Below are 20996 nucleotides of genomic sequence, written 5' to 3' on the forward strand. Positions count from 1 at the left end.
ACGTACCATGGGGAATTATGGCTGAAACCCCTCTTGCATTCATGATCGTCACATTTGTGACGCTTGGTATCTTCTTCATCGTCGATTTGTTCGTGATCGGTCGCAAGCCACATGTGCCCTCCACCAAGGAATGCGTGCAGCATATCGCTTTTTTCGTGGTCATGGCATTGATTTTCGGCGGATTGATGTGGTACTTTGCGGGTGCCAAGCCGGCCATTGAATTCTATTCGGGCTGGCTTACCGAGTACTCCCTAAGCATCGATAACCTGTTCGTGTTCGTCATCATCATGTCGAATTTCGCCGTGCCGAAACGGCTGCAGAAATTCGTGCTGTCCGTTGGCATCGCCGTCGCCCTCATACTGCGCGGTTGCTTCATTCTGGTCGGTGCGGCCATCATCTCCCGCTTCACGTGGGTGTTCTTTCTGTTCGGCGCGTTCCTTATCGTCACCGCCGTCAAACTCGTCGCCGGAGAAGAGGAGGACGAGGAATACCACGAGAACGGACTGATTCGCGCGCTGCGCAAGGTCATCAGGATCACCGATGAATATGACGGCGAAAAACTGCGTACCGTGAAGAACGGAGTCAAGTACTGGACACCGATGCTCATCGTGTTTCTGACCATCGGTACCACGGATGTGATGTTCGCCTTCGACTCGATTCCGGCCATCTTCGGACTGACCAAGGACCCGTTCATTGTGTTCACCTCCAATGTGTTCGCATTGCTTGGTCTGCAACAGCTGTATTTCCTGCTTGGCGAGTTGCTCGACAAGCTGGTCTATCTGCCGCTTGGTCTGTCCGTCGTGCTCGGCTTCATCGGCGTGAAGCTCATCATGGAGGCCATGCACGGCAATTCCCTGCCGTTCGTCAACGGCGGAAGGCCCGTTCACTGGGTTCCGGAAGTGCCGACATGGCTGTCCTTGGCCGTGATCGTCGTGGCTATAGGAGGTTCCGCGCTGGCCAGTGTGCTGAAGATGCGATCCGTGGAGGCCAACGCCCGGTGACTGGTCGGCGAACGGCATGAAAACTGAGGTTTTCGTTCTCCCGACAAAAATGTGAGCGCTCACAACACACCTCTGTCCGGAGTGGAAGTGAGCGCTTTTTGCTAGTAAACTATGCCATTGGAAACAGGGTCGTCAGATCCAAATCAAATTAGAACAGGAATAGGCAGGCATACATGCGTAAAGCCAAGATCGTAGATACCATCGGTCCCGCTACCGAGTCTCTGGAAGGCATCACCAGCCTCGTCGAAGCAGGTATGGACGTTGCACGTCTGAACCGCTCCCATGGCACTCCTGAAGACCACCTGAAGGTCTACAACAACCTTCGTGCAGCCGCCAAGGCCACCGGTCGCAATGTTGCCGCACTGGTCGATCTGCAGGGCCCGAAGATTCGTTGCGGTTGGTTCAAGAAGAACGCCGAAGGCGAAGACAAGGTTCAGCTGACCGAAGGCCAGGAGTTCGTCATCACCACCGATGACATCGAAGGCGACGAGCACATCACCTCCACCACCTTCAAGGGTCTGCCGGGCGATTGCCACGCCGGCGATCCGATTCTGATCGATGACGGCAAGGTCCGTCTCGAGGTCACCAAGGTCGAGGGCAACAACGTGTACACCAAGGTCGTTGTGGCCGGACCGGTTTCCAGCCACAAGGGCATCAATCTGCCGGGTGTCGCCGTGTCTCTGCCGGCACTGACCGAAAAGGATGAGGCCGATCTGCGTTGGGCCATCCAGACCGGTGCCGACATCATCGCCATGTCCTTCGTGCGTTTCGCCACCGACATCGATCGTGCCCATGAGATCATGGACGAGGAAGGACGCCGCATTCCGGTCGTCGCCAAGATCGAAAAGCCGCAGGCTCTTGAGAACCTCGAAGAGATCGTCAAGGCCTTCGACGGCATCATGGTCGCCCGTGGTGATATGGCCGTCGAGTGCCCGCTCGAAGAGGTCCCGCTGGCTACCAAGCGTTGCATCGAGCTCGCACGCCAGTATGCCAAGCCGGTCATCGTGGCCACCGAGGTCCTCGGCTCCATGGTCAACTCCCCGGTCCCGACCCGTGCAGAGGCCTCCGACTGCGCCAACGCCATTCTGGACGGCGCCGACGCCACCATGACCTCCAACGAGACCGCCGTCGGCAAGTATCCGGCGGTCACCGTGAACACCATGAGCCGTATTTCCTCCTTCGCCACCGAACACGGTTTCGACCGTATCCCGGAGCTGAAGAACCTGGACATGTCCTCCACCGGCGCAGTGTCCTCCGCTGCCGTCGATCTGGCCGACAAGCTCAACGCCAAGGCCATTGTTGCCTACACCCAGACCGGCTCCACCGTGCATCGCGTCTCCCGCGAGCGTCCGGCCACCCCGATCTACGGCATCACCAACAACGAGCACACCTATCACTGGCTGGCCCTGTCCTGGGGCACTGAGTCCTTCCTGCTCGATGAGGATTACCATGACAAGTCCCGCAAGGACCTGATGATCTTCACCGACAAGATCCTCAAGGATGCCGGCAAGGTCGTCGATGGCGACAAGATCGTCGTGCTGAGCTCCGCTCAGGGCGAGCACCAGCCGGGCCGTACCGACTCCATCTACGTCCACACCGTCGGTGCCTGCGACTGAGATCGGAACAGGGCGACTGACTGATTGACATCAGAGGAGCTCCTATCACATCCTGGTAGGAGCTCCTCTGATGTCTGTGCCGGGTTCTTGGGCGATGGCGTATGCTACGGGGCGTGCATGGACGTTATTCGTTCAATCCTTCGGCCAGATTGTCCGGCCCGCAGTGCAGCCGCAGGATGGCGATGATGGTCTTAGCGTCGACAATCGTGCCGTTGATGACCATGTCGTATGCCTCATCCAACGAAAAGAGACGCACTTCCGCACGTGGCGTTTCCGGACCGAGCTTGCTACGGTCGGACGGCGTCAGTCCTGTGGCCAGAAACAGCGCCGTATGTTGGTTGGAGAAACTTGGCGTATTGATGAAACGAGAGAACTGGCTGAACCGTTCCGCTTCGAATCCGGCTTCTTCGCGTAGCTTGCGTGCGGCCACATCCAATGGGCGCTCGTCAGGGGAAAGGGCATGCCCCGCCGGAATTTCCAGCGTCCAACGGTGGGTGGGAATGCGGTACTGTTCCACCAGTGGAATTTGTCCGTCTTCGGTGACGGCAAGCACGCCAACGGTGTCTCCACCGTTCTCCTGAACCAAGTAACGCTCGAAATGGCCGACCTCGGATGAATTGAACGCAACGTGATCCACATTGAAATAATGGCTTGCGACAATTTGTTTGCGGACTTCCTCTTTGACCGGGGCGGTGCGCCATGGATCGAAGCGACGATAGGTCTCATTGCTCATATGTGCCCTCCTTACAGGGGATGTGCAATCACTTGCCATTGTAAGCCGAAAGCGATCGATAACGCAGAGGGCGAAAACGTGTTCCGCGACGTGGTCGACCGGATGAATCGTGGTGAGAAGGTTCGCGACACCGCCGAAGGTTTTGCAAAATCCCCTTCATGTGGTACAGTTCCATAACTGTGCGCAAGCCCCTGTATCCCAATTGGTAGAGGAAGCAGCCTCAAAATCTGCGCAGTGTGGGTTCGAGTCCCACCGGGGGCACCCAAAACGGGATTTCGCGGAGAAGCGGGAACCCATGGCCCCGGGGCCGATTAGATCGGCGTCCAGGGGAGCCATCACGAACGCGCGAGGTCCGACGGCCCCGTGCGTTTTGTTTTCTTCGCCTCCTTCCGGTTGCCTGTAGTATCGTGCCATGCCTGCGCCAGCTGAGGTGCCGCCGGTGGTGCCGGCAAACTCATGTTGAGGATTATCACCTGGTGCATCATGCACCAGGTGATAATCCCGATAGGAAGGCTCCTCGAAGAGATAATCTTTGAGAGCCGTCGGAGAAACAAGAACGTAGAACGGCAAATTGAAATATGCTGCCGCGTTCGCAATGTCCGCAGAAGTCCACTCAGCCTTGCCGTTCAGTTTTTTGCTAATTGACGCTTGAGAGAGCTGCAAAGCAGAAGCGAAAGATTCCTGTCTTTGAGGAAACCTTGCAAGAATCATTCTTATGTTGTTGCGGACGATTGACTGAAAGTCAAGTGCCGCTTGAGTTTGGTTGTTCATTTTTTTTTGCATGATCATTATTTTAGACACGCCATTTTGATATTTCGATGTCTTCTACTATGGTTATTCCTATGACGAATATATCGAGAAGAATCGATGAGCTTCGTAAGCAGTCGCATCTGAGCCAAACGGAATTCGGAGGGCTTTTAGGACTTAGCCAGGGTACGGTCTCGAAGAAGTTGAGCGATCAAATTCCGTTCAGCGCTGACGAGGTACTTCGCTGTGCGATTTACTTTGATGTGTCCACGGAAGCCTTGTACGGCCGAGAAGAACTTGAAGATCAAACAGCCTGTCTAGCGAGCGAGAACAGAGAAGGAGAAGAAAATTGCGAACCAAGGAAAAGCTGTGGCTGCAGGCCCGTGTTACGGATTCGGAGCCCACGAACGGGGAACTGGTCGGACTGACGATCCTCGACCTCGACACGGGACACCCGAAAGTCGACCACGCGATCTTCAAACCGCTGAAACCAACGACACACTGGGACGAACGCCTCACCGGGGGAATCACCAAGGAGGATGCCGGGATCCACCTGCCGTTCAGCTTCTACCAGCCGGAAATCCAACACATGATGGACCAGGCGGAAGGATTCGAAGGACCGAACATCGTCCGGGACCTCGGATTCCTCCAGGCGCAAGGCATCAGACTCCCCGTGACCGCATGGATCAGACGGACCGAGCAGGAGCCACGACGGAGACGCACGCGACACAACTGAACAGGCAGCAGACGTCCGTGAACGAATTGCAGTTCGCAACGGGCGATGAACCGGATCCAACCAACAACCAGCAGACGAAAGGAGGACGGCATGACACGGCCACGACAATCACAAGACGCGGCAGGCATGACGGTAGCCATTCACCGCGGCCACCACATCATGCATATACGCGAAGCCGGTCCCCTCGAACAGGGAGGGGAGCAACAGACGCTCCAACAAGGCCACGTCCGTACGCTCCGATTCCGTCAAACCGTATCCGGCGGCATCAAAACCGGGACGATGCTCCTGTACGACACGAAGCCAGCAATCATAGGCGCGTGCGGCCCGCTCGACCGGAGGAACGGAACCCAGGGGATCATCGAACACGACGGCCGCGACGGCATACCACATCCCGCAAGAGGAACAATCCTCAAGAAGACCGACGGTGCGGGCAGATGGCCATCCGCCGGACATACTCCACCCGGAATCCTCACGCATCAGCCTCACCATCCAGAACGAACTTCGATATCACTCCAACCACCGAACATGGAGCCGATAACGAACCGATAGAAAAGCCCGCACACGAGTTGCAGCTCACATGCGGGCGATGAACCAGATCCAAATAACCACTTTCAGTCCCTAGGTAACCAGCCGAGAGACTTCACCACAAACAAGCTTCAAGCCACAGCGTCTCAAGAAAGGACAAGCCCTTCAGAAAACACCGAAAACACTGAAACCTGCAAGCAGGGGTTCGGTTCAGATACCAACCCCAATGAGTCAATCAAATTCCAACCCACAAGGGGCTAATGCCGATCAAACTCTAGAAAAGGAGTCAATACCATGACTGATTATTTCACACTCGACAACGATGACGCCACCCGATATCCGGAATCCACGCAAAACGAAAACGAATTCCGGACCATGATCGACGCGGAGGTCGTGGACGCCGACGAGATCCTGGACGACGGGACCGGTCTCGACGCGCCCGAACCCATCCGCCTCATTGACGAGCCCATGGAAGACGACGGGGACGAAGTGGACGACAATCCCGTCGCCGCATTGGCCGACACGTTCCCCGTCCAGGTCAAGCCCCTGGCCGCGGGCGAGAGCGCGTTCAACGAGGAAGAGGCCCGCAGAAGGACCGAGGAACTCAAGGTCAAGCTCCTGCACGCCCTCGAAGCCCAATACGACCTCATCCAGGCCGCCCAAGCCGCGTTCGAGGGACACATCTGGGTCGCGCTCGGCTACCCGCAAGGCATGAAGGGATGGGAAGCGTACTGCAAGGACCATTTCACCTCCGACCAGATCCGTGTGACCGGGCAGGCGCGCACCGACCTGATCCTCGGATTCGATCCGAGCAAGATCAGCAACCGCGGCATCGCCGCACTGCTCGGAGTCAACCACACAACTGTCAGCCGCACGATCGTGAAAGCCGGTCGTGAGAAGGCACGCAAGTTCGTCGGCGCGGACGGCAAGGTCTACAGCACCGACACGCTCACCAGCGAGGAGACCGCCGAACTCGCATGGCGGCTGAAGCAGGAAGGCAAGACCCAGAACGAGATCGCGCAGGAACTCGGCAAAAGCCAGTCCACCATCAGCACCGCGATCAGCCGCGAACACAACCGTCTCATGAGCGAAGGCCTCAAAGCCGTAGCCAAACCCGAAAGCGACGAATTCGTCCACGCGGACGACGACGAGATCATCGACACATCCGACCAGCTCGGCGAGGAATTCGACCAGGACGTCATCACCACCATGACCCGAGACATCGCCAACCTCGCCGAAGCGATCGACGAGGTCATCAACGACCTCGAATCCGACGAATGGAAACCCGGCAGCCTGGTCGTGTCCACCATCATGGAGAAAAGCAACCGCAGGCTCATGCACTTCTACGACGCGTTCTGCAAACTCCTACGCCTTCACTACATCCAATCCGACGACCTGTACGACGGCGATGACAACAAATACGACATGTTCCTCGAAATGATCGTGTTCATCCGCAAAACCATCGAAAGCATCGAGAACGACCGCGAGGACGAAGCCGGGGAATTCGACTTCTCCAAATTCGAGGACTGACACCGACGACCGTCGAACCCCGGGGTGTGCCCGCGCAGGGAACGCGCACGCCCCGCAAGGCCGACGCTGACACACGAGAAGGAAGGACACCATGAACGACACCAACAGCAACACCAGACCGGAAACGGACCGCACAAGCGTGAGGATGTGGCCCGGCATCACCGCCGGACTCGTCATCGGCCTGATCGCCTTCATCCTCAGCTTCGACGCATTGCGCCTCGTGTTCGTCTCCTGCGGCATCAACCCGTACCTCAGCTGGGGAGGACCCGTCTGCGTGGACGGCACGATCCTGTTGTGCACGTGGGCCACATGGGGCTTCAAGAAAGGCCACATCCGCGGCGGCTGGTACCCATGGGCGGGACTCGTCCTGTTCTCCGGCTGCTCGATCGGCGGCAACGCATTGCACGCCCTCATCAACAACGGGCTCGAACTGCCCGCATGGGCGCCGGCCACCATCATGAGCATCCCACCCGTCGCGATGCTGTACGCCACCCACCTGATCGTCATCATCGCCGGCGACCGGCTCGACAAGGTCAACGCCCTTATCGGACGAACCCTCGACGACACGGAAACGAAGACCCCGACCGAACCCATGACGGCATCCACGGCCGAACCACTCACGGCGCCGTTGTCGGCGCCGGTCCCGCCCGCGCCGGCAACGCCCGCATACGAGACGGTTCCGCCTGCATACGAGCCGGCCACGGTGGAGAAACCGAATCTGAGGGACTTCGCATGGAGCGCACCCACCCCCGCCGACCTCGCCATCGACGACACGGAGGCCGATGCCTCCCCAAAAGCCGTTGAGGCGAACGCCACGGCCGACGCCTCCACCACCGAAAAACCCGCACTCGACATCCAGGCCGATCCCCGGACCATGCCGGAGACCGAACACACGCCGACCATGACGGAACCGGCCGCACCGGAACCGCAGGACGAACCCGAGCCGGAATCCGTGAGCGTCGAACCCGAACTGGAATCCGAAGGAACGGCCGGGAACATCGACGGCCCCGACACTATCACCGTCGAACCATCGGCCGAGACGACACGGGAAGGCGAAGCCGACCCCACGCAGGAGGAAGCGGCGGACGGCACGGACAGCGAACGGACCGGGAAACGGACCGGGGAACAGGAGCCGGAACCACTGCCGGCACCCTTGGCGGCGTTGAGCAGGAACGAGGCAAGGGACGCCGCCAAATGGCTCGCCTGGGCCGACCGCATGCACGAGCAGGGACTCCCGCTCAACTGGCAGACCGCGCAGGACGCCGGAATCGTGTCCAGCACCAGCACCGCGAAACGACGACTGCGCGTCTACAGGCAAGCCTACCCGGACCGGTTCTAGGCCGGGGATGCGCAGCAAAAGGGAAGAGAACGGGAAGGAAACACCACCATGACAGGCCATGTCTACGTCTCCGACAGCGATCGGGAGTTCCGGGCCGTGTACGGCGTCACACCAGGCGAGGTCGACGAGGCCATCGAGGAGAACCGCAGCCGCATCGTCAAGAAGCTCAACGAGTGGGGCCAGGTCTGGGCCGTCGACGAGATCGTCATGAACATCTGGCAGGAACTCATCGAGGGCGGACTGAAACGATGGGCCGCATACGCGGACCGCAGACCGTTGGGCGCGTTCGTCAACAGCCTCGTCGACCAGAAGATTGGCGAATGGATGAACACCGACCGGCCCAAATACCGGTCGGGCATGACCTACGCGCCCCGGAACCGCCGCAGGAACAACACCCATGACGGGAACGGCGGGCCGGACGACGAACCGGACGCGGAAAGGATCCGCCGCCAGCTCAGGGCCGAAATCCGCGCCGCGGCCCGTGACAGGCTGTGCGAGCCGGACGACGTGTTCGGCACCGATGACGGTGACATGATCGGCGCCCCCGCCGGCGACAAGGCCAGCTGGCAGGAATGGCAGATCGGCGAGGGAACGCAGGAACAGGCCCACGTGTCCGACGACTACCGGGCGGCCATGCGCGCCCTGTCCTACAAGGTCTGCGCCAAAGCGGGCAAGAAAGCCTGGAGGATCCTCGTCCAGCAGGCCATGCGGGCCACGGGACCACAGGGCGACAGCCTGCGTCGCGAGATCCGCCACTGGCTCGAAAGCCGCCATTACGGCCACGACCCTTCGTTCGACGACTACCCGTACATCCTCAAAACCATCGACAGGCACAGGAGGAACCAATGAAGCGAATCGTCATGGCCCTCGCGGGAGGCGGAGGCGTTCCCACCGTGAATCGGCGGATGACGGCGCCGTGCGACGTGGGCATATACGCCGGCCGGGATCTTCCTTTCCGACATCCACGGGCCGGCCACGTGACCGGTGACGGCGCCTCCGCATACGGCATGGCCTGCATCCCCTCGATCAACGAGAACCTCAAAAAGCGACCGACACGAACAAGGAGAACGAATGAGCATCAACGCGATCGCATGGGCGAACGATTCCAAACCGGCCGGACCCGTGGAGAAACCCACGCTCATCGGCCCGGCCCGCCACACGGCCGCCAACGGCACCACCAGACACTGACCACGGAAACCGGAAAACAGCATACATCAAGGAGCATGCCATCATGAGCGTCAGAGCGGTGTCCTGGGCCATCGACCAAGCCCCGGTAGGAGGCAACACCACGGCCCGGATGATCCTCGTCAGCCTCGCCGACAAAGCCGACGAGTACGGCAGGGACGCGTACAAATACGTCTCCGCCATCGCGGACAGCATCCGCAAGTCCGACAGCACCGTCTCGAGGAACCTCGCATGGATGGAGGAGATCGGCGTCATCGAACGCGGCAACCAGCATCTCGTCGACTCGTATCCGGAATACGCGAGACCCATCGTCTACGACCTGCGCCTCGACCTCGTGCAGGAGCCCACCGAAAGGCAGACCAAGAAGGGCCGGCCCGGCCGGCCACGCAAGACCGTCAAGGACCCGAAACCGGCCACCGAACATACGCCCTCCCAACAAGAGGACAACACCCGGAGAAAAGACGATGATGTCCCGAAAGCCAATGATTCCAACGAAAATAAAACCCTCACCCAAAATAGGACCGGGTTTTTCCCGCAAGAGACGACAGCCGGAAACCCGGTCGCACCGGTGCACCCACCCCGGTCGCATCAGTGCACCCACCCCGGTCGCACCGGTGCACTACATAACGTCCTAAAACACCCTAAAACAAATAACCCCACTGTCCCTACGGGACATCTCCCCACGGAGGAGACGGATCGGGCGGACGGCGGGAGGGAAGACGAACCGCGGGCCGATGCCGCCGTGACGGTGCTCGACCGGCTCGCCCTGATGCGTTCGAAGCTCGGACTGTCCACCCCGGCCACGACCAAGACGGATCTTCGTGACACCGGCAGGCTCATCGCCCGCGTCACCGAAGCGAACGGCGGCGACATCGCAAAATCGCTCCCGCTCGTCCTCGCCGTGATCGACTGGATGCCTGCGAACACGTTCTGGCTGCGCCGTATCCTGACCGGACGCGATCTGAACGGCAACTGGGACAAGATCGCCAACGACTACGCCGTCGACCGGATCGAGGAGACCCGCCGGCACGACGAAGAGGCACTCGACCGCGGCCGGCCTGCCGCCACGAAACCGGCACACGTCCCGGACGGGCATGTGTCCCGCCACGTGCACACCGCGTTCTGCGGGCACGTCCTCGCCGACATGCGGCCGCACGAAGGCGAATACGACCACGAAGGAAGCCTGCGGGCCGGCAATCCCAGCGAATGGTGGATTGCCTGCGACAGGCACGCGGACGAGCTCAACCGACGCGACGGCATCGAGGAAGCCGACCGAGAGACTTCGATGCAACGGGACACGACCAGACCCACGGAAAGGGCAAAGCCATGACACGAGAAACACCGGATGACGAGCTTTGCGCCATCAACCAGAAAAACCAGACCGGCAAGGCCGCGATCCACGCGCTTCGAAGGGGATCACCGCCACCGGTCCGATCCCAAATCACGCCTCGAATATCCAAGACCCAATCGGAAAAGACGGACACGCGGACCATCCCGCGAAACATTCCAGGAAACCGATTGAAAGAGCACGATGATGGGATCCGTCCGACATATGCCATCATGCCGGATGAAAGCCCGTCCGCCGCGGCAGTGGACGCATTCGGCGCATCCCGCATCCCTGAACGGGACCATACCCCGGGTGCCCGTGACCGCATGGAAAAACCACTGAAAAGGAGAACGAAACAGGATATGGGAATGCATCTGGAAGCCTTCTGGGAACCGGACGAGGTCGACGCACGCACCGACAGGCCGGTCGAGGGGTCGCGAATGCTCTGCCGCCTGGCCGTGACCATTGCCATGCCGGCCGATGACATGTCCGTGATCATGGACGGCGATCGGATTGACATGACCATGACGCTCACCCCGGAGCAGATGATGCGCGTGGGGGAATTCCTGACCGTCCAGGCCGGACGTGCCGGCGAGTACCTGCACCGTTACCGGTATCCCGATATGCCTGGCGGCATCGCTCCTGGCGCCTATATCCGCATTCCCTTCGACTTGGAAGGGGCGGGACGATGACGGGTCGGGACATCATGGTGGCCGTCGTCCCGTGGCCGACACGCATCGACGGCGATGCCGGCGATCCGGAGCGTTCCGGGATGCGGGCGGACGGAAGGCTCGCCTACATGCTCACGGTCGAGGGGGACACGGCCGCGGGCGCGCAGGCCGTGTCCGTCAGGAGGGGCGTGACGACCATGACGGTCGGACCCCTGGACGCGGACCAGCTCAGGAGACTGGGGCGGACGCTCATCCGCAAGGCCGACGAGCATGACCGCCTGCTGGCACGGTTCAGGGAGTCCGACGACGCGTTCGGCCTGCGCGCGCAGACAGTCAGCCTATGCGAGATGACGGTCCACCCGTGATCTCATGCCTCCGGAAGTCAGCCAGAGTCAGAGGAAAATCAGCGCGGCTGGCATCAGGGTCAGCGGACCAACATGTCGAAACGTCCATCGATCTGCAAAGTTCCGCTATCTCCCGCCCAAGCCAACGCAATGTCTTACGGTAATTTGTCTCGGACTGATGCCTACCGGGCGGGTTCTGTCCGTCCACACCAGTAGACCTTGTCCGATTCCTCCACGCCCTTCCTATATGCGGCGGGAAGTAGCCGATGAAACCGGATACCATGGATATGAAAACAAGCCGAAGGAGCATGACAATGGGCAGCAGGATCGTGGAACGACTCATATCGGAAAGGGATGCGGGCTACTCCAACGGCATCTACGTGGCCACCCAACTGCAGTTCGCGTGGAACTCCAACCACATGGAGGGATCCACCCTCACGCCGAAGCAGACCGCCCAGATCTTCAACACCGGAACGTTCACCATGGACGGGACGGAACGCGTCAGCGTCGACGACGCGATCGAGACCAGGAACCACTTCATCGCGTTCCGCTGGATCCTCGACCATGCCGACGAGCCCGTGGACAAGGACCTCGTCTGCCACCTGCACGCCATACTCAAGAACGGCACAAGACAGGCCGACGAACCCGTATACAACGTCGGAGGATACAAGACGGAGCCCAACATCATCGGCAACGCGGTCACACCGGTATACGTGGCCCTGCCCGAAGACGTTCCACAGGCGATGGACAGACTGTTCGACATCTACGCGCATCTCGAGGACGATCCCTATCAGATAGCCCGCGCGCATTGGATGTTCGAGAAGATACACCCCTTCTCCGACGGCAACGGCAGGGTCGGCCGGCTCGTCATGTTCAAGGAGCTGCTGCGCATCGACGCGCTGCCCGCCATCATCCACGACTCGCTGCACGACAGGTACACGCACAACATGAGCAGGTTCCCCGAGGAACCCGGATGGCTCGTGGACCTGATCCTTTTCGAAAGGGACCTGTATCGCAGCAAGGTCCTGGACCGTGTGCGGGCGGACGTCGACTACACGTACAACGACCGGTGGAGCGAATCGGACCATACCATCCAGCTGAGGGAGGACACGGAATTCAAGAACGCGTTGGAGGCCCGGTCGAAAAGCACCGTCGACCAACTCCAGGAGGATATGGACGACCTGCTCTGGGGCGGTCCGGCGGACCTGCCGTATCCGACCGCGGAACAAGCCCCGCAGACCGGAACCGACACCACCGGGAACGGGATCGAACCATAGCCAGGCCGATGCCGGTGACCTCTACGACGAAGATCCCCGGTGTCATACCCGAATAAACGAATCCGACGGGAAGGACACGAAATCGGATGGAAACGTCACCCTCGTGATGGCCGACGGGGCCACCGTCTCGATCGGATCCGGAACGGGCATGGGCGGACCCGAATGCACGGCCAAAGCCGGGCGCCAGTCCAGCATCCCCGAACGCCGGACCATGGACCATCGGCCGAGGAACGACGAATGAAATCGGACCGGCCGCCCATAGCCCGGCGCCCATGGGGCCGATGCATCCCTCCAAGGCGACGAAACCCGCTACGCGCGCCGCCATACCCGTTCCCGACGACTGGACGGGAAACAAGCATGCGGTCCCGTCCCGTTCTGGATAACGGGATGGACGGGAGCATGACCCGGTATCTTCGCCATATCGGGGCGGGACGGCGTGGACATGACATGGGACGGAGCCTCCCGACCAACGGCACCAAGGAAGACTCCGTACCCTCCCATTCAACGTATTCACCGCAACCCGAACGGAGGGAAGACAACACATGTCCGAAAACGCGCAGACCATGACGGAATTCACATTCGCGCCAGGCGAAAAGAACATCGTCGGCGACGGGTTCAGCCCCAGCGTCATCATCTTCTGGCTCAAGACCTCAATCGCCGCGTCCAGCACCCGGATCCAATACAAGGCCCCGAACACCCTGTTCGGCCTGATCCCGCTGGGAGCGTCCACCAAGACCATCCCGTTGCGCAACGTCGCCAGCGTGGACACCAACACGAAATTCAACCTGGGCAGCCTCGTATGGGGATTGCTCTTCCTGTTCGTCGGATTCGGCATGTTCGACTCCAACGCGATGGCGGCGATCATCCTCCTGCTTATCGCCGCCGCGAACCTCGCGAACGTGATGAGCGCGAGCCTGGTATTCCGCGACCCGAGCGGCGGGGCGAACGCCATCACCGTGAGCGTGCTCGAGAAGGACAGGCTCATGGGCCTCGCCCAGGAGATCCAGGCGCTGGTGTTCACCGACGCGGACCAGCTACGCCACGAGGAAAGCATGCACATGGCCGAAAAGCAGTACGAGGCGCAGACCAACAGCGTGCTCATCCAGCAGCGGATGCTCGCCAACCAGCAGAACCGACCCGTTCAGGCGCCCGCATCCACCGACCGGGACACGGAACCGGCGCGAACGCCCGAACCGAATGAAAAGGAACCCCACGCCGACACGGACCAGCAGGATCGGCACACGATCTGAAACGATCCCACCCACACGAAACACGAGGGGCGTGACCCGATACGGGCCACGCCCCTTTCCCATATCCGAAGCCAGCGTCAGGAAAGGCAAGACCGACACGAAAGAAAAAAAGGGGAGAAGACCCACCGTTATCGACCCCCGCAAACGTGAATCCATAGGAGCATGACCCGTTGCCACGCAAGGACGGACGAGACAGGCCCCACGGCATGGACGACATGCCGGACCATCGGCATGGGGGAAGGAAGAATCCCGAACATGGAAGACAGAACAGCCGAACTGACCGACCGGACGGTGAACTTCGCGACGGCTCTCGCTGCACGGGCGCGGGCCACGGACCCACTGGACGGGACCGGCGCCACGAGCGGCGTGAACGCGGCATACGCGCACATGAGCAGGACCATGACGGAACTCGGCATCCATATCCCGCAAGAAGCGCCCCTCCCGCAACCCGGGCCCGGGGAATACGCGGCCACGGCCGAGAACCTCTACCATGACCTGATCGCCGGCAGGCCCTCGGCCGGTTCCACGGACGGACACGTCCTCATCCGCCTCGCCCAGGCCGTCAACCGCGCATGGGCGGAACTCACCCTCGCAAACGGAACGTCACAGGCATTCCATGCCGGCGACATCGACGGATGAAGGACGACGAGATGGTGAAGACCCTCGAGGCCCTGACGCACCTGGCCGGACAACTCGACGGGATCGTCCGCAACGAGCTCGAGACACGCGAAGCCATCGCCCGGATGGACGGACAACTCGACATCATCCGCATCCAGATCGGACGACTCGACCCACACGCCGCCACACGCGTCCACGGACGCCACGCACGAGGAAGGAACAACGCATGACCGACACGCGCACCTGCACCCTCTGCAGCTGTCCCACCGACCGGGAACACAGCGGCACATACATACTCACCCTCGTACAGACCAGCGGCGGAGTCAACAGCCAACGCCGGGAACTGACCATCTGCGACCACTGCCTTGAACACCGCGACACCATCGCGACCATCGGCCGCGGCCGCGAAGGCAGAACCGCGATCACCGTGAAGGGATACGTCCGAGGGAAAGGAGCCAGACAATGACAGCCTCACCGACGCCACGCGCCGACGACATGGTCAGGAACCAGGCCGTGGCAAGCCTCATGCGCCAGGAACTGACCGACGAGACACCGGCCGAAAGCTACTGCCTGGGCTACATGGCCGCATGGCATGACGAGATCGACTTCTGCATCCGGATCGAGAAGGAGCTGGAACGATGACCCGAAAGACCTTCACCAGCGAAGAGACGGCCATCCTGCGGACAAGCCCGGCGGTGATCAGGACCACCAGCCGCAGGATCACCTACGCCTCGTGGTTCCGCCGGTACGCCGTCGTCATGAGCCGGCGCGGGGAACGTCCCTCCGACATCTTCCGCGGCGTCGGGCTCGATCCGGGGATCCTCGGCACGAAACGCATCGAACGGTGCATGAACAGGTGGCGTACGGAATACGCCGGCACCGAGTTCGGCCCGCACGAGGTCGACGGGCTCCTCGGACATGCCGGCGGGTCGGACGCGGAAGGCCTCCTGGAGTCGCTGGACCGCATGAACGACCAGCTCGACCGCGTCGCCGCATGCGTGAACGTGGTCATCGCCCATACGCGTGACGTCATCGACGGCATGGACGCCACGCGCAACGCCATGACGGCCGCGAAACGGCAGTCCGCCCGGCTGCGCGACGCCATCCAGGCCGACAGGCGCTGACAAAGAAACCACACGACCGAGTCCGTCACCATCCCCGGAAAGGAAACCATGAAGGACCACGTCAAACCCAACGGCCCGGAAAACCAAGGAAAGGAAAACGACATGAAAGACATGAAAGACGAGACGCCGGCCGCATGCCCCATCGCATGCCCATACTGCCATGCCAACGCGGGATTCGACCGTGAACGCATGAACGGGATCAGGACCGACGAAACGACGCATGCCACATGCCACGCATGCGGCGGACGCTACCGTATCCAACCGGTTCACCGCTATCTCGTGGACAAGGAGCCCGAACGATGAGAATCACCTTCGACGAGAACGACAGAGCCCACCTCACGGGCCTCAAGGCCGTGGACCGTTGCGGCGAGACGCGCATCCGCCGGAACCACGACTTCGCCGAGGAGACCATCCGACGCGTCAGGGCCGGCGGATCGCCCACACGCCCGTTCGAACGGGCCGGCCGCGGGCCGAAGATCATCGGACGCAAACGCATCGAACGATGCATCGCCCGTTGGAAGGCCGCCCGGCCCGAAGGAAACGACGTCCACGAAACCACGGAAGAAGAAGAGGGGAAGGCATGAGGAACGACGATCCTGTCATGAAGGCCATCATCCTGCTGGCCGCCAGCATCCTGTCCATCATCCTCACGCTTGCGGGCTGCGTCATCGCCCCGGGCCTCGGATGGCTGTGGCTCGTCATGCTCGTGACCTTCATCGCCGCGGCGGGCTTCTGCATCCGGACCATCATCGGACGACGACCCCGCCGATAACGCGACGGCGACACGTGGACATGACGGGACGGGAAAGACGCCTGTCGGCGATCCAGGACTCTCAAAGACAGAAAACAGGCGACATGCGGCCGCGCCACATGCATGACAGACCCACGGCACGCAGCCAGGCCGCCAGCCGCCCGTTCCCGCCCGCATGCCCCTGTCTCGCCGGGGCATGCGCATATGCGTCGACGGCCCTCCACCACAAGCCAGGTGGAGGGCCGTCGTCATTTCCTCCGCACGGGAGCCGGCGGAACGCGCGGTCAGTCCCGACCGTCGGATCCCGGGTATCCGATGATCCGCTCGTCGACCAATCCGCGCAAACCGTCGCCGATCCGGTCCACATCCAACAGCCAGGCCGTGTCCAATCGTGGATTCCACAACCCCAGCCGGCGGATCGACCTGTAGACGGGATAGCGCGAATGCAGGCCCATCCGCCAATACGTCAGGACCTGCAGCGTGCCCATGGGGGTCGGAGGCCGCTTCGAGACCTTGAAATCCCATAACGTGTCGCAGGTGAGGAAATCACCGTCGCCGGAGGTTATCAGATCCGTGTAGCCGCCATCGAAATGGAAATCACGCCACACCACAGGACCGTACTCGTCGAGGAACGCGAGACTGCGGGCGACCATGCGCGACAAGTTCCAGCACGTCGGCCCGTCCACGTCGATACGCCGCGGCCGCCAGCCCCCGGGACCATGCCTGGACGCGCGGTCGTAATCCAACAGCATGCACGCGGCACGGATCGACCCGCCGGAGAACCCATCCACCATGGAAACGAGCCGTTCCGCCCTGGCGCCGTCACCCACCAGCCGTGCGCCCGTCAAAGGGATGCGGAACGCGTCGCGCACATCGGATCCCGTCATGGCGCGCGTCATGTAATCCACATACAGGCCGGCGATGTCGGCGGGCACGGTCTCCGCCACACGGTCATGCAGGGGCATGGTATCGTCCATCACATGACGGGAGAACAGGGAGACCGGCAGCAATCCGCCCGGAGGCTGGCGCCACGCATGCACGCGCGCGACCACGCTCATCGGATGCAGCCTGCGACGCAGATCCGTCTCGCGTCGCTCGGCCTCCATCATCTCCTCGGCCGACCGCAAATCGAAACCATACGCGTCCGCATCGCGATAAATCATGTGACCCTCACGCGGGAACGGGGGAGGAGAACGCCGATGGACGATAGGACCGGCGGCACGTGGCTTGCCGGGAAGCCCGGCACCGTTCCGAAAGCCTCTTCGCCATGCCCCGGTCCGCTTTCGGGCCGCTCGAAGACGGTGTCGTTTCCGGATTTTCCGGGAGGATGGGGAGGATTCTCCGGGACGAAGGTGAACGTGGACATCCGAACAACCATCGCACATCCCGATTGTCATTCGAAAGACAGCCCCGGAGAAGCCCTGCGGCCATGCTACACAGTCATATCCCGAAAATGGCCGACACGTCCCGTGCAACGGTGCGCCACACCACGCTCGAAACCGCATGCAAACTCGCCCTCGCGCTCGGAGTACGCGCCGAGGACCTCCTCGAGAACGATGCGCGCGAAAGCATCGACAAATGGCATAGTCCCGCCATCCCCGGCATCCGAGAGCAACATGAACGCGACCGACGACCGGACGGAATAGGGCCCAAAGGCTGCCGGGCCTCATCACCGTTCGGATCCAGAGACATGGAATTCAAGCCCTTCGAACCGTTCGAGCCATTCGACTGGAGCAACGAAGAAGAGGACGAGACCGAGAAGGATATCAAGGGCAAGAAGAAAGGCAAGGGCTCGGATGGCATGGGACTTCGCACTCCCATGCCATCCGAGCCCTCCCTTTTTATGTTCCCTCGTCCCAATCATTGCCGATGCGTCTTTACTTGGCCTCCGCCGATCCTCCCGCATGCGAAAGAACCGCACCTTCCGCTCATCGAATCTGAATTTCTCCAGTCCACCAATCGGAGTCGGTTCAGAATGGGTGGCACTCTTACGTCCTCGTGTCAATCAACGTAAATAAATGATTGTGGAGCACTCTTCACCTCGGGCGCATACTCCGACAAGGTTCGGGGCCTGCCAAAACGGCGTACGGATCGCAGTTCGATGGCATAGGCCGTCTCCCTGCCGGCAAAGTAATCCATGAACCGATCATGGCTGATACCACCATGCCTGTTCGTGCGCTTCCAGATGTCCTCCGGAGTGGATTCCATGATGCCGCCTATCCGTGCCTCGGCCACAACCCTGCATTGCGGTCTGGTCGCATAGATGACGAGGATATCCACATCCTTACGTTTGAATATCCGACGGCGGAACTCATAGATCTTCTCTCCGGAGAGGATCTTTTCAGCGTACTCCGGCTTAACCGACAACAGGGCCTTCACCATTAGCCTCTCCCATCCTGAGAATCGTTTCGAATGGATGTTCGTTAATTACCACGCGGGTTAGTCGCTCGTTGGCATTGATGACCTGCGCGCTGATGAGTCCTTCCCGGTTGGGACGATGGTTGAGGGGAAAGCCGAACAGCATCGAAATCACTCATCGGTGTTCCCCACCGTTCCGGAAATTCTCAAGCCCCTTCCCGTCTTCGGCATCCATCATCCGACTCTTTCTGGACGGTCCGCAATCATGCCATCACGCCGTAAACGGACCCTCCGCCTGCGGCTCCGGGACCATCCCGACAACGGACCGTGCCCCGCCATGCCCTGGCGCGGCGGGGCCGGGAAACGGAACGACACACAAGCGTGCCGCCATCCTGTGATTTTCTTCCGGACCGTTCGGCTACGCCGAATGATCGTAACGGCCTTTCGCATCCGCGCCACGCATCCCGAACTTCGTTCGGCGTGCTCGCGGACGCTGCGGCCGTCAGCGCCGCGCTCGACCAAACGGTCCGAAAGAAAAAAATTCAGGGACCAACCGGATTCAAGGAGGCACGACGATGAACGACACCGCAACCATGACCATCAGACAGACCGCAGAAGAGTTCGCACGCGCGAGGGAACGGCACGATTGGCGGGAAATCGCGGGCGAGTGGTTCGAAGCTCCCGTCAGGAGATGGATCGGAACCCTCGACGCCGACGGCGAATCGGAAGACGATATGGGGGACGCCATCATCCTCGCCGTGGGCATGAGGGAATTCCTCTCCCTACGGGACGTCATGCTCGTCGCCGCCATCTGCGGGGAGCGTGCGGACTTCACCGCGGACAGGGCCATCGACTTCCTCAAACGCCCGATGATAAGGAACAACGTCAGGTGGATGGAGGACATGCTCACCGAAACGTTCCACGGGTCGCAGGCGCCCGACCGGCAACGTTGCATGAAAGCCGTGGACCTCCTGCTCGCCCTCATCGGCCGATTGGACGGCGGGGACGACGGATGGCAGGCGCAACCCTATGCGACCGTCGCATACATCCTGTGGTGGCTCGGCGACGAACGCGCCCTGCCCATGGCCGTCCGCGCCCTCGCCTGCGACGAGGGATGCTCCCTCGCCATCATCGTGGCCAGCGCCATCCACCGCGGCCTCTACCCGGACTGGACGAACGCCGAATGACGGGCAATCCGGCCGCCCCCCGCACCGGGGGTGGCCGGAACCGCCCCGCGTCGTATGACCGCGGGATCGACCCCGCGCCATACGGCATCCCGCGTCCCGCGTCGGCGGGCCGGAGGGGACGTATCCGCCGCCCCCTCCCGGACCTCCCTCACGGCCGGAAACCCGATGTTTCCGGACCTTCGCGAAACCCGCGGGCCCGGGACCGGAGGCCCGGGCCACGCGTCCAACGGAACGGCACGCAGACGTGCCGCCGCCAATGGTTTTTCTTTTTTGCCGGTCGGCTAAAGCCTTGGATCATATCGGCGTCGCGGAACCCGTCAAACCCGCCGCGCACGGTCCCAAGGGCCCGGGGCGTCGCGTTTGACGGAACCCGCTCAAGGCCGATAACGCTTCGCTTGACCAACCGGCCAAAAAGGAAAAATCAAGGCCGCAACAGGATTCCAGTCAAGCGAAAGGAACAAGAAATGTTCGGATTCCTCAACCTCCTCACACCGGACGACCGTGCGGAACTCGTCGGCAACATCCTCCTACTCATCGTCATCGCGATACCCACCGCCGTCGTAAACGCCGGCCGTATCCGCCGACGCATCACCCGCACATGGCGGATCCTCAGGAAAGGCACCTCCGCCACCCGCATCATCGTCGGCCGAGCAGGCATCCGATAGGAAAGAGACACG

General features: G+C 61.4%; 26 protein-coding genes, 1 tRNA gene and 1 pseudogene. 23 read left to right on the forward strand and 5 right to left on the reverse strand.

The genetic code is table 11. From position 1 onward, the window contains the following. Window positions 1–17 precede the first annotated feature (17 nt). Both HMPREF1494_RS03690 and pyk read left to right on the forward strand, forming a co-directional pair. Window positions 18–1001, forward strand: coding sequence for a TerC family protein (locus tag HMPREF1494_RS03690; protein ID WP_034519644.1), 984 nt, complete (start codon window positions 18–20; stop codon window positions 999–1001). A gap of 173 nt (window positions 1002–1174) precedes the next feature. After that, window positions 1175–2617 (forward strand): pyruvate kinase, encoded by a 1443-nt coding sequence (gene pyk / locus HMPREF1494_RS03695; RefSeq protein ID WP_003840563.1) that lies wholly within the window; start codon window positions 1175–1177, stop codon window positions 2615–2617. A 124-nt stretch (window positions 2618–2741) separates the two neighbouring features. Here the strand turns inward: pyk and HMPREF1494_RS03700 are convergent, their stop codons facing one another. Next, a complete protein-coding gene (locus HMPREF1494_RS03700; protein ID WP_003842155.1) occupies window positions 2742–3350 on the reverse strand; it encodes an NUDIX domain-containing protein in 609 nt (202 codons plus the stop codon). 187 nt (window positions 3351–3537) lie between these two features. Here HMPREF1494_RS03700 and HMPREF1494_RS03705 point away from each other — a divergent pair. Next, window positions 3538–3611, forward strand: a tRNA-Leu gene (locus tag HMPREF1494_RS03705). Between the two features lie 300 nt (window positions 3612–3911). Here HMPREF1494_RS03705 and HMPREF1494_RS11950 read toward each other — a convergent pair. Then, window positions 3912–4139 (reverse strand): annotated as a pseudogene (locus HMPREF1494_RS11950) (DUF739 family protein); the annotation flags it as partial. A gap of 53 nt (window positions 4140–4192) precedes the next feature. On the opposite strand from HMPREF1494_RS11950, the gene HMPREF1494_RS11955 reads away from it, so the two are divergent. Continuing rightward, the gene (locus tag HMPREF1494_RS11955) at window positions 4193–4525 is read left to right on the forward strand and encodes a helix-turn-helix domain-containing protein (protein ID WP_196336313.1); all 333 of its coding nucleotides are present in this window, start codon (window positions 4193–4195) and stop codon (window positions 4523–4525) included. After that, window positions 4447–4833 carry a hypothetical protein gene (locus tag HMPREF1494_RS03710; protein ID WP_034519646.1) on the forward strand — a complete coding sequence of 129 codons (387 nt, stop codon included), beginning with the start codon at window positions 4447–4449 and terminating at the stop codon, window positions 4831–4833. Before HMPREF1494_RS11955 ends, HMPREF1494_RS03710 begins: the two co-directional genes overlap by 79 nt. A 108-nt stretch (window positions 4834–4941) precedes the next feature. Here HMPREF1494_RS03710 and HMPREF1494_RS03715 read toward each other — a convergent pair whose 3' ends face one another. Beyond that, window positions 4942–5310, reverse strand: coding sequence for a hypothetical protein (locus tag HMPREF1494_RS03715; protein WP_231495300.1), 369 nt, complete (start codon window positions 5308–5310; stop codon window positions 4942–4944). A gap of 342 nt (window positions 5311–5652) precedes the next feature. Here HMPREF1494_RS03715 and HMPREF1494_RS03720 point away from each other — a divergent pair, with 342 nt between their 5' ends. From HMPREF1494_RS03720 to HMPREF1494_RS03800, 16 genes are all read left to right on the forward strand, one after another. Then, window positions 5653–6888, forward strand: a complete 1236-nt coding sequence (locus HMPREF1494_RS03720) for a helix-turn-helix domain-containing protein (protein WP_034519648.1) — start codon at window positions 5653–5655, stop codon at window positions 6886–6888. Window positions 6889–6979: 91 nt separating this feature from the next. Beyond that, the gene (locus tag HMPREF1494_RS03725) at window positions 6980–8227 is read left to right on the forward strand and encodes a DUF2637 domain-containing protein (protein ID WP_034519649.1); all 1248 of its coding nucleotides are present in this window, start codon (window positions 6980–6982) and stop codon (window positions 8225–8227) included. Between the two features lie 48 nt (window positions 8228–8275). Continuing rightward, on the forward strand, window positions 8276–9076 hold the full coding sequence (locus HMPREF1494_RS03730; protein WP_034519650.1) for a hypothetical protein: 801 nt from the start codon (window positions 8276–8278) through the stop codon (window positions 9074–9076). Between the two features lie 382 nt (window positions 9077–9458). After that, window positions 9459–10742 carry a winged helix-turn-helix domain-containing protein gene (locus HMPREF1494_RS03735; protein WP_034519651.1) on the forward strand — a complete coding sequence of 428 codons (1284 nt, stop codon included), beginning with the start codon at window positions 9459–9461 and terminating at the stop codon, window positions 10740–10742. Window positions 10743–11101: 359 nt separating this feature from the next. Continuing rightward, window positions 11102–11431: a hypothetical protein gene (locus tag HMPREF1494_RS11655; RefSeq protein ID WP_231495301.1), complete on the forward strand. Its 330-nt coding sequence runs from the start codon at window positions 11102–11104 to the stop codon at window positions 11429–11431. Then, window positions 11428–11775: a hypothetical protein gene (locus tag HMPREF1494_RS03745; RefSeq protein ID WP_034519654.1), complete on the forward strand. Its 348-nt coding sequence runs from the start codon at window positions 11428–11430 to the stop codon at window positions 11773–11775. The genes HMPREF1494_RS11655 and HMPREF1494_RS03745 overlap by 4 nt, the downstream gene beginning before the upstream one ends. A gap of 293 nt (window positions 11776–12068) precedes the next feature. Continuing rightward, complete coding sequence (locus tag HMPREF1494_RS03750; RefSeq protein WP_231495302.1) at window positions 12069–13031, forward strand: Fic family protein; 963 nt, start codon at window positions 12069–12071, stop codon at window positions 13029–13031. Window positions 13032–13573: 542 nt separating this feature from the next. Further along, the gene (locus tag HMPREF1494_RS03760; protein WP_034519661.1) at window positions 13574–14281 is read left to right on the forward strand and encodes a hypothetical protein; all 708 of its coding nucleotides are present in this window, start codon (window positions 13574–13576) and stop codon (window positions 14279–14281) included. A gap of 255 nt (window positions 14282–14536) precedes the next feature. Beyond that, window positions 14537–14920, forward strand: a complete 384-nt coding sequence (locus HMPREF1494_RS03765) for a hypothetical protein (protein WP_034519664.1) — start codon at window positions 14537–14539, stop codon at window positions 14918–14920. An 11-nt stretch (window positions 14921–14931) separates the two neighbouring features. Next, window positions 14932–15129 carry a hypothetical protein gene (locus HMPREF1494_RS03770; protein ID WP_231495303.1) on the forward strand — a complete coding sequence of 66 codons (198 nt, stop codon included), beginning with the start codon at window positions 14932–14934 and terminating at the stop codon, window positions 15127–15129. After that, window positions 15126–15365, forward strand: coding sequence for a hypothetical protein (locus HMPREF1494_RS03775; protein ID WP_034519670.1), 240 nt, complete (start codon window positions 15126–15128; stop codon window positions 15363–15365). The genes HMPREF1494_RS03770 and HMPREF1494_RS03775 overlap by 4 nt, the downstream gene beginning before the upstream one ends. Beyond that, entirely contained in the window at window positions 15362–15541 is a 180-nt protein-coding gene (locus HMPREF1494_RS03780) for a hypothetical protein (protein WP_034519674.1), read from the forward strand. The genes HMPREF1494_RS03775 and HMPREF1494_RS03780 overlap by 4 nt, the downstream gene beginning before the upstream one ends. Beyond that, complete coding sequence (locus HMPREF1494_RS03785; RefSeq protein ID WP_034519678.1) at window positions 15538–16023, forward strand: HTH domain-containing protein; 486 nt, start codon at window positions 15538–15540, stop codon at window positions 16021–16023. Before HMPREF1494_RS03780 ends, HMPREF1494_RS03785 begins: the two co-directional genes overlap by 4 nt. Before the next feature lie 102 nt (window positions 16024–16125). Continuing rightward, window positions 16126–16326, forward strand: a complete 201-nt coding sequence (locus HMPREF1494_RS03790) for a pyruvate formate lyase-activating protein (RefSeq protein WP_033489283.1) — start codon at window positions 16126–16128, stop codon at window positions 16324–16326. Then, window positions 16323–16607 carry a hypothetical protein gene (locus tag HMPREF1494_RS03795; protein WP_034519682.1) on the forward strand — a complete coding sequence of 95 codons (285 nt, stop codon included), beginning with the start codon at window positions 16323–16325 and terminating at the stop codon, window positions 16605–16607. Before HMPREF1494_RS03790 ends, HMPREF1494_RS03795 begins: the two co-directional genes overlap by 4 nt. Next, window positions 16604–16795, forward strand: coding sequence for a hypothetical protein (locus HMPREF1494_RS03800; protein ID WP_003840525.1), 192 nt, complete (start codon window positions 16604–16606; stop codon window positions 16793–16795). The genes HMPREF1494_RS03795 and HMPREF1494_RS03800 overlap by 4 nt, the downstream gene beginning before the upstream one ends. 263 nt (window positions 16796–17058) lie before the next feature. Here the strand turns inward: HMPREF1494_RS03800 and HMPREF1494_RS03805 are convergent, their stop codons facing one another. Then, window positions 17059–17937 (reverse strand): hypothetical protein, encoded by an 879-nt coding sequence (locus tag HMPREF1494_RS03805; protein WP_034519686.1) that lies wholly within the window; start codon window positions 17935–17937, stop codon window positions 17059–17061. A gap of 838 nt (window positions 17938–18775) precedes the next feature. Beyond that, window positions 18776–19156 carry an ASCH domain-containing protein gene (locus HMPREF1494_RS03815; protein WP_034519692.1) on the reverse strand — a complete coding sequence of 127 codons (381 nt, stop codon included), beginning with the start codon at window positions 19154–19156 and terminating at the stop codon, window positions 18776–18778. 551 nt (window positions 19157–19707) lie between these two features. Here HMPREF1494_RS03815 and HMPREF1494_RS03820 point away from each other — a divergent pair. Together HMPREF1494_RS03820 and HMPREF1494_RS03825 are read left to right on the forward strand one after the other, a co-directional pair. Further along, window positions 19708–20319 (forward strand): hypothetical protein, encoded by a 612-nt coding sequence (locus tag HMPREF1494_RS03820; protein WP_034519696.1) that lies wholly within the window; start codon window positions 19708–19710, stop codon window positions 20317–20319. Between the two features lie 464 nt (window positions 20320–20783). Continuing rightward, window positions 20784–20984 carry a hypothetical protein gene (locus tag HMPREF1494_RS03825; protein WP_034519707.1) on the forward strand — a complete coding sequence of 67 codons (201 nt, stop codon included), beginning with the start codon at window positions 20784–20786 and terminating at the stop codon, window positions 20982–20984. Window positions 20985–20996 lie beyond the last annotated feature (12 nt).

Source organism: Bifidobacterium sp. MSTE12 (assembly GCF_000513015.1).
In the GTDB taxonomy this organism is placed as follows: Bacteria; Actinomycetota; Actinomycetes; order Actinomycetales; family Bifidobacteriaceae; genus Bifidobacterium; species Bifidobacterium dentium.

Excerpts from the sequence above, each read along its gene's own strand:
- HMPREF1494_RS03820 (WP_034519696.1), top strand. The coding sequence starts at position 19,708 with ATGAACGACACCGCAACCATGACCATCAGACAGACCGCAGAAGAGTTC.
- HMPREF1494_RS03760 (WP_034519661.1), top strand. The coding sequence starts at position 13,574 with ATGTCCGAAAACGCGCAGACCATGACGGAATTCACATTCGCGCCAGGC.
- HMPREF1494_RS03735 (WP_034519651.1), top strand. The coding sequence starts at position 9,459 with ATGAGCGTCAGAGCGGTGTCCTGGGCCATCGACCAAGCCCCGGTAGGA.
- HMPREF1494_RS03745 (WP_034519654.1), top strand. The coding sequence starts at position 11,428 with ATGACGGGTCGGGACATCATGGTGGCCGTCGTCCCGTGGCCGACACGC.
- HMPREF1494_RS03690 (WP_034519644.1), top strand. The coding sequence starts at position 18 with ATGGCTGAAACCCCTCTTGCATTCATGATCGTCACATTTGTGACGCTT.
- pyk (WP_003840563.1), top strand. The coding sequence starts at position 1,175 with ATGCGTAAAGCCAAGATCGTAGATACCATCGGTCCCGCTACCGAGTCT.
- HMPREF1494_RS03805 (WP_034519686.1), bottom strand. The coding sequence starts at position 17,937 with ATGATTTATCGCGATGCGGACGCGTATGGTTTCGATTTGCGGTCGGCC.
- HMPREF1494_RS03720 (WP_034519648.1), top strand. The coding sequence starts at position 5,653 with ATGACTGATTATTTCACACTCGACAACGATGACGCCACCCGATATCCG.
- HMPREF1494_RS03750 (WP_231495302.1), top strand. The coding sequence starts at position 12,069 with ATGGGCAGCAGGATCGTGGAACGACTCATATCGGAAAGGGATGCGGGC.
- HMPREF1494_RS03730 (WP_034519650.1), top strand. The coding sequence starts at position 8,276 with ATGACAGGCCATGTCTACGTCTCCGACAGCGATCGGGAGTTCCGGGCC.
- HMPREF1494_RS03785 (WP_034519678.1), top strand. The coding sequence starts at position 15,538 with ATGACCCGAAAGACCTTCACCAGCGAAGAGACGGCCATCCTGCGGACA.
- HMPREF1494_RS03825 (WP_034519707.1), top strand. The coding sequence starts at position 20,784 with ATGTTCGGATTCCTCAACCTCCTCACACCGGACGACCGTGCGGAACTC.
- HMPREF1494_RS03800 (WP_003840525.1), top strand. The coding sequence starts at position 16,604 with ATGAGGAACGACGATCCTGTCATGAAGGCCATCATCCTGCTGGCCGCC.
- HMPREF1494_RS11655 (WP_231495301.1), top strand. The coding sequence starts at position 11,102 with ATGGGAATGCATCTGGAAGCCTTCTGGGAACCGGACGAGGTCGACGCA.
- HMPREF1494_RS03795 (WP_034519682.1), top strand. The coding sequence starts at position 16,323 with ATGAGAATCACCTTCGACGAGAACGACAGAGCCCACCTCACGGGCCTC.
- HMPREF1494_RS03790 (WP_033489283.1), top strand. The coding sequence starts at position 16,126 with ATGAAAGACATGAAAGACGAGACGCCGGCCGCATGCCCCATCGCATGC.
- HMPREF1494_RS03765 (WP_034519664.1), top strand. The coding sequence starts at position 14,537 with ATGGAAGACAGAACAGCCGAACTGACCGACCGGACGGTGAACTTCGCG.
- HMPREF1494_RS11955 (WP_196336313.1), top strand. The coding sequence starts at position 4,193 with ATGACGAATATATCGAGAAGAATCGATGAGCTTCGTAAGCAGTCGCAT.
- HMPREF1494_RS03725 (WP_034519649.1), top strand. The coding sequence starts at position 6,980 with ATGAACGACACCAACAGCAACACCAGACCGGAAACGGACCGCACAAGC.
- HMPREF1494_RS03780 (WP_034519674.1), top strand. The coding sequence starts at position 15,362 with ATGACAGCCTCACCGACGCCACGCGCCGACGACATGGTCAGGAACCAG.
- HMPREF1494_RS03775 (WP_034519670.1), top strand. The coding sequence starts at position 15,126 with ATGACCGACACGCGCACCTGCACCCTCTGCAGCTGTCCCACCGACCGG.
- HMPREF1494_RS03715 (WP_231495300.1), bottom strand. The coding sequence starts at position 5,310 with ATGCGTGAGGATTCCGGGTGGAGTATGTCCGGCGGATGGCCATCTGCC.
- HMPREF1494_RS03770 (WP_231495303.1), top strand. The coding sequence starts at position 14,932 with ATGGTGAAGACCCTCGAGGCCCTGACGCACCTGGCCGGACAACTCGAC.
- HMPREF1494_RS03700 (WP_003842155.1), bottom strand. The coding sequence starts at position 3,350 with ATGAGCAATGAGACCTATCGTCGCTTCGATCCATGGCGCACCGCCCCG.
- HMPREF1494_RS03815 (WP_034519692.1), bottom strand. The coding sequence starts at position 19,156 with ATGGTGAAGGCCCTGTTGTCGGTTAAGCCGGAGTACGCTGAAAAGATC.